At 63.1% G+C, this 12,483-nt stretch carries 11 protein-coding genes; 2 read left to right on the forward strand and 9 right to left on the reverse strand.

Going from position 1 to position 12,483, the window contains the following annotated elements; all coding sequences use genetic code 11:
• Positions 1-2: 2 nt before the first annotated feature.
• A complete protein-coding gene (locus tag U0O11_RS09550) occupies positions 3-1,508 on the reverse strand; it encodes a fumarate hydratase (protein ID WP_054556993.1) in 1,506 nt (501 codons plus the stop codon).
• 534 nt (positions 1,509-2,042) lie between these two features.
• Between U0O11_RS09550 and U0O11_RS09555 the strand changes: the two genes are divergently transcribed.
• A complete protein-coding gene (locus U0O11_RS09555) occupies positions 2,043-2,840 on the forward strand; it encodes an N-acetylmuramoyl-L-alanine amidase (protein ID WP_324692510.1) in 798 nt (265 codons plus the stop codon).
• Between the two features lie 219 nt (positions 2,841-3,059).
• Complete coding sequence (locus tag U0O11_RS09560) at positions 3,060-3,419, forward strand: hypothetical protein (protein WP_248377970.1); 360 nt, start codon at positions 3,060-3,062, stop codon at positions 3,417-3,419.
• Between the two features lie 212 nt (positions 3,420-3,631).
• On the opposite strand, the gene U0O11_RS09565 is transcribed toward U0O11_RS09560, so the two are convergent.
• The 8 genes from U0O11_RS09565 to U0O11_RS09600 all read right to left on the reverse strand — a co-directional run bounded on the left by U0O11_RS09565 (position 3,632) and on the right by U0O11_RS09600 (position 12,324).
• On the reverse strand, positions 3,632-4,333 hold the full coding sequence (locus U0O11_RS09565; protein ID WP_043336899.1) for an ABC transporter ATP-binding protein: 702 nt from the start codon (positions 4,331-4,333) through the stop codon (positions 3,632-3,634).
• 74 nt (positions 4,334-4,407) lie between these two features.
• Complete coding sequence (gene livG / locus U0O11_RS09570; protein ID WP_324692511.1) at positions 4,408-5,163, reverse strand: high-affinity branched-chain amino acid ABC transporter ATP-binding protein LivG; 756 nt, start codon at positions 5,161-5,163, stop codon at positions 4,408-4,410.
• Positions 5,164-5,260: 97 nt separating this feature from the next.
• On the reverse strand, positions 5,261-6,586 hold the full coding sequence (gene livM, locus U0O11_RS09575) for a high-affinity branched-chain amino acid ABC transporter permease LivM (protein WP_082388855.1): 1,326 nt from the start codon (positions 6,584-6,586) through the stop codon (positions 5,261-5,263).
• Positions 6,586-7,506 carry a high-affinity branched-chain amino acid ABC transporter permease LivH gene (gene livH / locus U0O11_RS09580; protein ID WP_324689631.1) on the reverse strand — a complete coding sequence of 307 codons (921 nt, stop codon included), beginning with the start codon at positions 7,504-7,506 and terminating at the stop codon, positions 6,586-6,588. The genes livM and livH overlap by 1 nt, the downstream gene beginning before the upstream one ends.
• 257 nt (positions 7,507-7,763) lie before the next feature.
• The gene (locus tag U0O11_RS09585; RefSeq protein ID WP_442872655.1) at positions 7,764-8,864 is read right to left on the reverse strand and encodes a branched-chain amino acid ABC transporter substrate-binding protein; all 1,101 of its coding nucleotides are present in this window, start codon (positions 8,862-8,864) and stop codon (positions 7,764-7,766) included.
• 652 nt (positions 8,865-9,516) lie between these two features.
• On the reverse strand, positions 9,517-11,544 hold the full coding sequence (gene uvrB / locus U0O11_RS09590) for an excinuclease ABC subunit UvrB (protein ID WP_192838931.1): 2,028 nt from the start codon (positions 11,542-11,544) through the stop codon (positions 9,517-9,519).
• Positions 11,545-11,610: 66 nt separating this feature from the next.
• On the reverse strand, positions 11,611-12,045 hold the full coding sequence (locus tag U0O11_RS09595) for an OsmC family protein (RefSeq protein WP_054556999.1): 435 nt from the start codon (positions 12,043-12,045) through the stop codon (positions 11,611-11,613).
• 87 nt (positions 12,046-12,132) lie between these two features.
• Positions 12,133-12,324 carry a hypothetical protein gene (locus U0O11_RS09600; RefSeq protein WP_054557000.1) on the reverse strand — a complete coding sequence of 64 codons (192 nt, stop codon included), beginning with the start codon at positions 12,322-12,324 and terminating at the stop codon, positions 12,133-12,135.
• Positions 12,325-12,483: the final 159 nt, after the last annotated feature.

A 12,483-nucleotide genomic window follows, 5' to 3' on the forward strand; every position in this document is an offset into this window, starting at 1 on the left:
CATCAGGCGCGGCTGGCGATGATTTCCTTCCACTTGGCCGGGCCCGTCTGGTGCACGGAGACGCCCGCGCTGTCGACGGCCACGGTCACCGGCATGTCTTCGACCTCGAATTCGTAGATCGCTTCCATGCCCAGGTCTTCAAACGCCAGCACGCGTGACTTCTTGATCGCCTGGGCGACCAGGTAGGCAGCGCCGCCGACGGCCATCAGGTAGCTGGACTTGTTGTCACGGATGGCGTCGATCGCGGTCGGGCCACGCTCTGCCTTGCCGACCATGCCCAAGAGGCCGGTCTCTTCCAGCAGGGTGCGCGTGAACTTGTCCATGCGGGTCGCGGTGGTCGGGCCAGCCGGACCGACGACTTCGTCACGGATCGGGTCGACCGGGCCGACGTAGTAGATGAAGCGACCCTTGAGGTCGACCGGCAGCTGCTCGCCGCGCGCCAGCATCTCGGTCATGCGCTTGTGAGCGGCATCACGGCCGGTCAGCAGCTTGCCGTTGAGCAGCAGGGTGTCGCCCGGCTGCCAGCTCTGCACTTCCTCGGGCGTCACGGTGTCGAGGTTGACACGCTTGACGCTGTCGCCCGCTTCACGGGTGATTTCCGGCCAGTCCTCGAGCTTGGGTGCCGGCAGTTCTGCCACACCGCTGCCATCCAGGGTGAAGTGCACGTGACGGGTCGCCGCACAGTTCGGGATGATCGCCACCGGCTTGTTGGCCGCGTGGGTCGGGTAATCCATGACCTTGATGTCGAGCACGGTGGTCAGGCCACCGAGGCCCTGGGCGCCGACGCCAGTGGCGTTGACCTTTTCGAACAGCTCGAGACGGATCTCTTCGGCGCGGTTGGAGGCACCACGCGCCTGCAGCTCCTGGATATCGATCGGCTCGAGCAGGGACTCCTTGGCCAGCTGCATCGCTTTCTCGGCGGTGCCGCCGATGCCGATACCCAGCATGCCGGGCGGACACCAGCCAGCCCCCATCTTCGGAATCTGCTCCAGCACCCAGTCGACCACGGAGTCGGACGGGTTGAGCATCGCGAACTTGGACTTGGCCTCGCTGCCGCCGCCCTTGGCCGCGACGTGGATTTCGACGCTGTCACCCGGCACCAGCTTGTGGTGGATGATGGCCGGCGTATTGTCCTTAGTGTTGGCACGCTTGCCGTCCGGGTCTGCCAGCACGGAGGCGCGCAGCACGTTGTCCGGCAGCAGATAGGCGCGACGCACGCCTTCGTTGACCATGTCGTCCAGGCTCATGTCGGCCTCGAAGCGCACGTTCATGCCGACGTGAACGAAGACGGTGACGATACCGGTATCCTGACAGATGGGACGATGACCCAGGGCGCACATCCGGGAGTTGATCAGGATCTGCGCGATGGCATCCTTGGCGGCAGGATTCTCTTCACGCTCGTACGCCGCGTTCATGGCGTCGATGAAATCCTTCGGATGGTAGTAGGAGATGTACTGCAGCGCGTCGGCGACGCTCTGGATCAGGTCATCCTGGCGGATCACGGTCATCAGGATCGGCTCCTCAAGGGCAAGCGATGGGAAAGACAGACACACTGGCGCGCAGGGCACAGGGGCGATTACTGTTGTCAGGCACGGCAATCGCGCCGCCACGGGGCGAGCGTCAGGTCAGGTGCGCAGGATTATACCTCATGCGAGCACGAGGCGGCAGAGCGAATCCTGCAACCCGCAAGTCATGAGAATTCAGCAGGTTATGGCCCAGTCTGCGTGATGCTCTCCCGGCCGGAGCCGTCTGCTTCGCTGCCGGCAGTCGCGTGCATCGCGAGGCGACTGACGCCGTCCCGTTGCGGTACCGTCTTGTCATGCAGCCTCTCCTTTTTTAACCACGATGACCGCTCAATGACGCCACGCACCTGTTCACCACGCCCCTGTTCACCACGTCCCTGCTCGCCACGCTTCTTCTCGTCACGCTCCTTTTCGCGACGTCTGCTGTCACTGGCCGCTGCCGCGCTCACAGTGTTGCTGGCAGGCTGTGGCACCCAGCCGGGTTCTGGCGCAGGTGACGGGAGCGATACCTTGGACTGGGTGACGTCCTCCCCCCACGGCAAGAGCAATTCGCGGGTTCGCCATCTGGTGTTGCACTACACCGATGATGATCTGCGCGGCTCCCTGATCAGCCTGACCGGCTCTCAGGTCAGCGCGCATTATCTGCTGTCGGCGCCGATGCCCGAGACCGGCCTGCCGCGCGTCTATCCGCTGGTGCCGGAAGCGCGCCGCGCCTGGCATGCCGGCGTCAGCCAGTGGGGTGAGCGCAGCAATCTCAATGACACTTCCATCGGCATCGAGATCGTCAATGCCGGGCCGCTGGCACTGGTGCCACTGCCGGCAGGCGAGCAGGAAGACGCCAGGGCGGCGGTCGCCAGACGCTGGTCCCCCTCGCGTGACTTCGCGCCGTGGAGCGAGGCGCAGATCAGCGCACTGATCACGCTGCTCAAGCCCATCATCGCGCGCCATGGCATCAAGGCGGTGGATGTCGTCGGGCATTCGGACATCGCCCCTGAGCGCAAGACCGACCCCGGCCCGCGCTTCCCCTGGCAGCGTCTGCATGAGGCCGGCATTGGTGCCTGGCCACGCACCTCTGACGTGCTGTGCTTCCAGCGCCAGCTGGCAAGTGAGGGCCTGCCATCACAAGAGGTTCTGCTCACCGCGCTCACGCATTACGGCTATCCGGTGGACGCCGCACGTCCCGAATTGGCGATTGCCGCGTTCCAGGCGCATTTTCGTCCCGGGGCGATCAGCGGGGCCTTCGATGCCGAGAGTGCCGCGATATTGCTGGCACTCAACTCACGTTACCGCCAGTCGCCGGGCTGCCAGCCGACCTGAGGCCGCCAGGTGTGGGGCCTGTGCAGTCATCTGAATGTCATTTCTCTGTCACTTTTCTGACGCAGCATCGGTTCGTCCTTGACGCGCCAAACAGATTTGCATGGCAGTTTGACGACCGCCGTCTACTCTGGGATGAGGCATGACCAGAGAGGGTCATGGACACACAAGCTAGCGACTGGCTCGGAGAAGCCGGAATACCCCATCACAATGAGGTTCATCATGGCTGACAACATTCTCAGTGCAGTACCTGATACGGCAGCAGACATGACAACACCCGCCACATCCCCCGGCGCTCTCGGATTCGTCGTCTGTGATGACAATCGCATCTACGGCGCGGGCATGAGCGAAGAAGACTGCCTCGACAACGCCCTCGAGTGCCTGTGTGGTTACTGTGAGCGCAGCGCGCTCAAGAAGATGCTGGAACTGTGCCAGGCCGGCGTGCGCTACCCCCTGCGCCAGCTTCCCGCCAGCCAGGCATGCGTCAACAGCTGCCAGGCCTCGGGCCCCACCGATCATTACCGCATTCATGACGGCGTTGCCTACATGCCCGAAGAGTTTCCCGAATCTCTCTCTGCCTGACCTCTGCTCACGCAGGTCACTGGTACTGATAAAGGGACTGGCACGAGCAGCACACCACTGACCGAGCCAGCCTTAGCCCTCTCCTTTCCCTCCTTCCCACACTTCCACCTCATCCCGATCTCGAGAGCGAAAAAAGACGCCGCCCCCGGCACTGACGATTCAGTGCCGGGGGCGGCGTTCTGGTGTGGTGAACCCGATCGACTTGCGAGCGATCAGCCTCCGAGATAGGCGCGGCGTACATCGTCATTGGCCAGCAGCGCCTTGCCGCTATCCGCCAAGACCACTCGACCATGCTCCAGCACATAACCGCGATCGGCGATCGACAAGGCACGATGGGCGTTCTGCTCCACCAGGAAGATGGTGGTGCCCTGCTCGCGCAACTGCTCGACGATCTCGAAGATCTGCCCGATCACGATGGGCGCCAGCCCAAGCGATGGCTCATCGAGCAACAGTAGCCGCGGCCGACTCATCAGGGCGCGCCCGATGGCCAGCATCTGCTGCTCTCCACCGGACATGGTGCCGCCGCGCTGCTGGAAGCGCTCCTTGAGACGCGGGAAGAGCCCCAGCACGTGCTCGATGCTGCGCTCGTTCTCCTCCTTGCTCTGGTAATAACCGCCCATGGCCAGGTTTTCCTCCACCGTCATGCCGGTGAAGATGCGGCGACCTTCCGGCACCACCGACAGCCCACCACGCATCACGCGCGCCGTGGGCGTGCCGGTGATCTCCTCGCCCTCGAACCACACTCGCCCGCTGGTCGGACGCGGATCGCCACAGATCGACATCAGAAGCGTCGTCTTGCCGGCGCCGTTGGCACCGATCAGCGTCACGATCTCGCCCTGGCCGACGGCCAGCGAGACATCATTGAGCGCCTGCACCGGCCCGTAGTGGGTGGTCAGATGCTCGAGGGCCAGCATGGCCTCCCGGGGCGCGAGCTCCTCACCGGCAAGCGTGGCCTCGGGCGTCACGTCTTCGACATGCTCACTCATGATCACTCTTCCCCCAGATAGGCCTTGATCACGGCATCGTTGCGCCGTATGTCCTCCGGACTGCCATCCGCCAGCGGCTGGCCCTGATTGACCACGTAGATGTGGTCCGAGATGCCCATCACCAGGCTCATGTCATGCTCGATCAACAGCACCGAGATGCCTTCATCGCGGGTCAGGCTGACGATCAGATCATCCAGATCACGCGTCTCGTTGGGATTGAGGCCCGCCGCCGGCTCATCCAGCATCAGCAGCCGCGGCCTGGCGACCATGCAGCGTGCGATCTCGAGTCGACGCTGCTGGCCATAGGCCAGATTGCCAGCCTCGCGGTTGGCGAATTCAAGCAGACCGACTCGCTCCAGCCAGTCGCCGGCATGCTGCATCAGCGCCTTTTCACTGCGTCGATAGCCCGGCGTCTTGAACAGTCCCTTGAGAAGATTGCGTTCGGCGTGCATGTGCTGCGCCACCAGCAGGTTCTCGATGACGGTCATCTCCTTGAACAGCCGCACGTTCTGGAAGGTGCGCACCATGCCGGCCTGGGCGATGCGATAGCCCGGCAGACGATGCATGGCGCGGTTCTGGAAATACACCTCGCCACCGGTGGGCTGATAGAAGCCGGAGATGCAGTTGAAGACGGTGGTCTTGCCCGCACCATTCGGCCCGATGACCGACACCACCTCGCCCGGATGCACCTGCAGCGTCACGCCGTCCACTGCCTTGAGGCCACCGAACTGCATGTTGAGGTCGCGCACATCCAGCAATGGCGCTCCGCCCTCGGCGCGCGCCTGACGACGCGCGGAGGCAACCGGTGTCGGATTGTCGAGGTCTTGCCTGTCGCGGACCTGCTTGTCATGTGTATCAGCCACGGTCGAGCTCCATCTGCGGTCGTTTGAGCGGCACCAGGCCCTGAGGACGCCAGACCATCATCAACACCATCATCAGTCCGAACAACAGCATGCGATATTCATTGAATTCGCGGGCCAGCTCCGGCAACAACGTCATGGCGATCGCCGCCAGGATCACGCCCAGCTGCGAGCCCATCCCGCCCAGCACCACGATGGCCAGAATGATCGCCGACTCGATGAAGGTGAAGGACTCGGGGCTGATGAAGCCCTGACGCGCGGCGAAGAAGGCGCCGGCGAAGCCCGCGAAGCTCGCGCCGATCGTGAAGGCCGAGAGCTTGATGCCGGTGGGGTTCATGCCCAGCGAGCGACAGGCGATATCATCCTCGCGCAGTGCCTCCCACGCCCGCCCGATGGGCATGCGCAGCAGGCGGTAGATCACGAACAGCGTGATCAGCACCAGGATCAAGGCCAGCAGATACAGGTAGATCACCTTGAGGGCCGGGTCGTAGTCGATGCCGAAGTACTCATGGAAGGCGATGTTGCCCTCGTCGGCGCGCCGCGAAAACTCGAGGTTGAACAAGGTCGGCTTGGGAATGCGCGCGATGCCATTCGGGCCGCCGGTCAGCTCGGTCCAGTTGTTGAGCAGGATGCGGATGATCTCGCCGAAGCCCAGCGTCACGATGGCCAGGTAATCCCCGCGCAGTCGCAGTACCGGGAAGCCGAGCAGATAGCCGAACAGCGCCGTCATCAACCCGGCGATGGGCAGCGCCTCCCAGAAGCTGAAGCCCAGATAGCTATTGAGCAGCGCATAGGTATAGGCCCCGACGGCGTAGAAGCCCACGTAGCCGAGATCCAGCAGCCCGGCGAGCCCCACCACCACGTTGAGCCCCAGGCCCAGCATGATGTAGATCAGCGTCAGGGTCGCGAGATCCACCGCCGAGCGGTTGGAGAGGAACGGGAAGATCAGCAGTGCGCCGATGGCCAGCATGATCCACAGCTGACGCTTCTGGCCGCTCATCACATCGGGGACGCTGAAACGTGAGGGTTTGCGGGTACGCGCCCGCCACTCCTCGATCTGCGGGCGTACCAGCTGATGCAGGAAGACGGCCAGTGCCGCGGCCAGCAACCAGCCCCAGGTATCCATGCCCATCAAGCGTACCGTGGTGGTGATGCCGGTGGATTCGAGCTGTACCCCCAGCACCGAGCCGCCCAGCACGAGGGTCAGCACGGCGGCCGCGAGCGCCGACCACCAGGGGCGCCGATAGGCAGGCTGGGGCGGCAACGTCTCGGCAGGCGAGGTGCCCGCTTTCTTCAGAGTCTGTTTCGCAAGCTTGGGCATCAGATCTTCTCCACTTCGGGCTTGCCGAGAATCCCGGAGGGACGGAACAGCAGAATCAGGATCAGCAGTCCGAAGGCCACCACGTCCTTGTATTCCGTGGACAGGTAACCGCCGGTCAGTGCCTCCGCGACTCCCAGCAGCAGTCCGCCCAGCATCGCGCCGGGGATGCTGCCGATACCGCCCAGCACCGCCGCCGTGAACGCCTTGAGGCCGGCCAGGAAGCCGATGTAGGGATTGACCACGCCGTAGTACATGCCGAGCAGCAGGCCCGCCACGGCGGCAAGCGCCGCCCCGATCACGAAGGTCATCGAGATGATCATGTCGGTATTGATGCCCAGCAGACGCGCCATGCCGGCATCCTGCGAGCAGGCACGACAGGCACGTCCCAGGCGGGAACGAGAGATGAAGGACGACAGCAGCAGCATGCACACCAGGGTGACGCTGAAGATGATCACCTGCATGTAGGAGAGATTGACCGCGAAGCTTTCCAGCCCGAACTCCCAACCGCCCGGGATCAGGCTGGAGATCGCCATGTCCCGCGAGCCCTGGGCCAGCCGCATGTAGTTCTGCAGGAAGATCGACATGCCGATCGCCGAGATCAGCGCGATCAGACGCTTGGAGCCACGTACCGGGCGATAGGCCACCCGCTCCACGGCAAAGCCGTAGGCGCAGGACACCAGCACCGCCACCAGCAAGGCGGCCGCCATCAGAAAGAAGGGGTTGGCGATGCCCAGCATGCCCAGCGCCGCGATGACGATAAAGGTCACGTAGGTGCCGATCATGTAGATCTCGCCGTGGGCGAAATTGATCATGCCGATGATGCCGTAGACCATCGTGTAGCCGATGGCGATCAAGGCATAGGTACTGCCGATGGTCATGCCATTGATGACCTGTTGCAGGAAGTAGAGGATGTCTTCCATTGAAACGACCCTTGGCCGCGACTGTCTTCGGCTTGTGGCCGGTGACCGTCAGGGAAATGCCGCATGCGCGGCGACAACGGGAAGGCACGGCGATATTGCATCACCGTGGACTCGACCGAACGGAGAAGCCCGCCATGCCTGGTGGCATGACGGGAAGCGTCTCGGGGTTGATCCACCACGGCCACATGAGATCTCGAATGAGACGTCACATGGCCGTGGCGAAGGCTGGGCTCAGACGAGCAGAGGCCAGCCGATGATCAATGTGCCGCTTCGCTCTTGGTTCCGTCGGCGTGCCAGTTGTAGACGACGAAGTTGAAGTCCTTCAGATCGCCCTTCTCGTCGTATTCGACCTTGCCGATGGGCGTGTCGAAGCTGTTGGCGCGCAGATATTCGGCGACGTCATACGGGTCGGTGGAGTCGGCGCCCTTGATGCCATCGGCGATCAGTTCCACCGCGGTGTAGGCCGGCATGACGAACGGGCCGGAGGGGTCCTGATCCTTGTCCTTGAAGGCCGCGACCAGATCGGCGTTCTTCGGGTCGGTCTCGAAGGCCGGCGGCAACGTCACGTAAAGCCCTTCGGAGGCCTGACCGGCGATCTTGGAAATGTCCGGGTTGCCGACCCCTTCCGGGCCCATGAAGGGGGAATCGAAGCCCAGCTCACGCGACTGACGCAGCAAGAGGCCCAGCTCCGGGTGATAGCCACCGTAATAGACGAAGTCGACGTTCTCCTTCTTGAGCTTGGAGATCAGCGCCGAGAAATCCTTGTCGCCCGCCGTGATGCCCTCGAACAGCACCACATCGATGCCCGCCTCCTCGACGGTGTCGCGCACGCCGGTGGCGATGCCTTCCCCATACTGCTGCTTGTCGTGGATCACGGCCATGTGCTTGGGCTTGATCGTCTCGGCGATATAGCGCCCGGCGACCGGCCCCTGCAGGGAATCCAGGCCGATGGTGCGGAAGACCAGCTCATAGCCCTGCTCGGTGATGGTCGGGCTGGTGGACGCCGCCGTGATCATCATCACGCCTTCCTCGGCGTAGATGTCCGAGGCCGGCTGGGTCGCGCTGGAGCACAGGTGCCCGATCACGTACTGGACACCGTCATTGACGATCTGGTTGGCCACCGCCACCGCCTGCTTGGGATCACAGGCGTCGTCGTATTTGACGCCCTTGAGCATCTCGCCGTCGACGCCACCGGCGGCATTGATCCGCTCGATGGCCATCTCGGCACCGATGAACTGCATGTCACCGTACTGGGCGACCGGCCCCGTGACCGGGCCTGCCATGGCGATGGTGATATCGGCCTGAGCCTGGGTGGACATCGCCGCGGCGATACCGAGAGCGAGAAGAGACCTGCGCATCATGATGAGAATTCCTGTTCCCGATTATTGTTGTACTACGGCCGGGCAGACCTGACTGACGCCTGGTGGCAGCGCTGGGCTGACCGAAAAGGGCTGGCGACAGTGTCTGTCATTCGCTGACCTTGTGCGCCGCTGCCAGCCTGCAGGCAGGGGATCGACACGTCAGGAATGCCTTGAAAGCATTATTGGCAGCAGCGAATACGCATGTAAAGTGACCGTTTGGCCGCTCATGAATGCGGCTCGGTAGCCTGCCAATAGCGAAAAGCACCACGCTTTCCCATGTGGCCAGACAATCCTCGGAAAACCTGATCAAAGCCAGTCATTGGCACATGCCAACACGCGGATAACAGGTTTTCCCTCTCCTCTCGCACCATCAGGACGCACCGCAGCCCCCTGCCCGGCTACGCCCAAGGTTGTAAGAGAAGCAATCCTGCCGCCCTCCCCGAGCAACCGGTTGCTCCTGAGCCATGCACTGAGCTGCAATGTGGCGAGCTGCAAGGTAACGAGCAAGATAACGGGATAACTTGTTGATGGCACTCCCCCGTCAGATATCCGCCAGCCCTGAACGCCACGCGCCCGACGATGGGTGACATCGTCGGGCGCGCAGGGTCATGCCTTTAGCAACGCGAATGCTGGGGGATGGAGAATAGCGTCAGCCCAGCGCGATCAGGCGATTGCGGACATCGTTGATCTGGTCGCGCAGTCGACCGGCTTCCTCGAACTCGAGGTTCTTGGCCGCGGCAAACATGGCATCTTCGAGACGGCTGATCTCCTTCTCGAGCGCCTGAGGCCCTTCGGCCGCCAGCGCGGCGTAGTCCGGCGTCTCTTCCGCCACCTGACGCTCGCTGCCCTTGCGACGGCTGCTCTTGCGGCCCGGCGCCTGGGCACCTTCCATGATATCCGCCACCGACTTGGTGATGGTGCGCGGCGTGATGCCGTGCTCGTCATTGAAGGCCATCTGCTTCTCGCGACGGCGTTCGGTCTCGGCAATGGCCCGCTGCATGGAATCGGTGATGCGATCCCCGTACAGAATGGCCTTGCCGTTGGCGTTACGCGCCGCGCGACCGATGGTCTGGATCAGGGAGCGTTCCGAGCGCAGGAAGCCCTCCTTGTCGGCATCCAGAATCGCCACCAGCGAGACCTCCGGAATATCGAGGCCCTCACGCAGCAGGTTGATGCCGACCAGCACATCGAACTTGCCCAGACGCAGGTCACGAATGATCTCGACCCGCTCGACGGTGTCGATATCGGAGTGCAGATAGCGCACCCGCACGTCGTGCTCGCCCAGATACTCGGTCAGGTCTTCCGACATGCGCTTGGTCAGCGTGGTGATCAGCACGCGCTCGCCGACCTTAGTGCGCGCGCGAATCTCCGAGAGGACGTCATCCACCTGGGTCGAGGCCGAACGCACCTCGATGACCGGGTCGAGCAGCCCGGTGGGACGTACCACCTGCTCCACCACCTGGCCGGCATGCTCTTCCTCATAGGGGCCAGGCGTCGCCGAGACGAATACGGTCTGCGGCAGGATGCTCTCCCACTCCTCGAATTTCATCGGGCGGTTGTCGAGGGCCGACGGCAGACGGAAGCCGTACTCCACCAGCGTTTCCTTGCGCGAACGGTCACCGCGATACATGCCACCGACCTGCGGCACGCTGACGTGGGACTCATCGATGAAGACCAGCGCGTCCTTGGGCAGGTAGTCGAAGAAGGTCGGCGGCGCATTGCCGGGATCACGCCCCGACAGATAGCGCGAGTAGTTCTCGATGCCGTTGCAGTAGCCCAGCTCCATCATCATCTCGATGTCATAGAGGGTGCGCTGCTCCAGGCGCTGGGCCTCGACCAGCTTGTCGTGCTTGCGCAGGTAATCGAGGCGCTCGACCAGCTCTTCCTTGATGTGATCGACCGCAGCGACGATGGTCTCGCGCGGTGTCACGTAGTGACTCTTGGGATAGATGGTCATGCGCGGCACCGACTCGGCCACTTCGCCGGTCAGCGGATCGAACAGCCGGATGGAGTCGATCTCGTCATCGAACAGCTCGACACGCACCGCCTGCTCTTCGGAATCGGCCGGGAAGATGTCGATCACGTCGCCGCGCACCCGATAGGTACCGCGCCGGAAATCCATATCGTTGCGGGTGTACTGCAGCTCAGCCAGACGCCTGAGGAAGCCGCGCTGATCGATCTGCTCGCCACGATTGAAGTGCAGGCGCATCTTCAGGTATTGATCCGGGTCACCCAAGCCGTAGATGGCCGAGACGGAGACCACGATGATCGCATCGCGGCGTTCCAGCAGCGCCTTGGTCGCCGACAGACGCATCTGCTCGATGTGGTCGTTGATCGAGGCATCCTTCTCGATGAAGGTGTCCGAGGAGGCGACGTAGGCTTCGGGCTGGTAGTAATCGTAATAGGAGACGAAATATTCGACGGCGTTGTCGGGGAAGAACGACTTGAACTCGCCGTACAGCTGTGCCGCCAATGTCTTGTTGGGGGCCATGACGATGGCCGGACGCTGCAGGCGCTCCACGATGTTGGCCACCGTGAAGGTCTTGCCGGAGCCGGTCACGCCCAGAAGGGTCTGATGCGCCAGGCCCGCGTCCAGGCCGGTGATCAGCTTCTCGATGGCCGCCGGTTGGTCACCGGCCGGCTGAAACTTGGAATCGATGCGAAATGGTTTGCTCATGCGCTCTCAATGGTGGCAGTCAGTCGAGTCTTCAACTGACGACAGGCAGATGATTGCCCGGCGGCATCATTCGCTCGCGGGCGCTTCTCGACTGGTCACCGAGACCCGGGTGCTGGTCATCAGGCGATGGATGGGGCAACGCTCGGAGATCTCGATCAGGCGCGCGCGGGTCTCGGCGTCCAGCTCATGACCCTCCTCGGCCAGGAACTGCATGCTGACCGTGAGGCGATATTCGCTGTTGCTGCCACGGCGCTCGTCGCTGTCGTCCCGGTCGACCGTGGTGATGATCCCCGCCAGCGGCAAGCCCTTGCGCCGGGCGTACATCTGCACGGTGATCGACTTGCAGGCCCCCAGCGACAGATCGAAATAGTCATGCGGATCCGGGGCGCTCTCGTCGCCACCGACCACCGCCGGCACATCGACCAGCAACTCATCAAAGCTTGCGACCTGTACCCGTTGCACGAAGCTGCCTGACCGACGGCTGATTACCTCGATGCTCATTCGTCACCTCCCTGTCGCTGATCTGTCCGTGATCCCGCTCGTGAGACGTTGCCTGTTTCCCGCCTGTCCAGCGTCACCGCACTGCGGTCACTTGACCTTGTAACCGGCCTTCTCGACCGTCTTGACCAGCGCGTCATAACGCACCTGACCGTCGACTTCGGCAAAGCCACGCCCGACCTCCGCTTCCTTGACGCCGTCCATCATCATCAGCGCCGTGGTGACCTTGTTGACGTCTTTGACGCTCTCGACGCCGATCAGAGTAAGAGAAAAGCTGGCCATCGTGTCATTCCTGTCATGCAGTAAAAAAGGGGCGCCGCGGCGCATTGCAGCCGTCAAGAATAGCACGGTTGCCTGACAGTCAGCGCGGATCAGACTCGTCGCGAGCCAGGCCCGAGAAACGCCTGGCAGGACGGGAACACTGATTTGCCCGTTCTTTTG

It is taken from the genome of Cobetia sp. D5, from assembly GCF_035666195.1.
GTDB classification, from domain to species: domain Bacteria; phylum Pseudomonadota; class Gammaproteobacteria; order Pseudomonadales; family Halomonadaceae; genus Cobetia; species Cobetia amphilecti.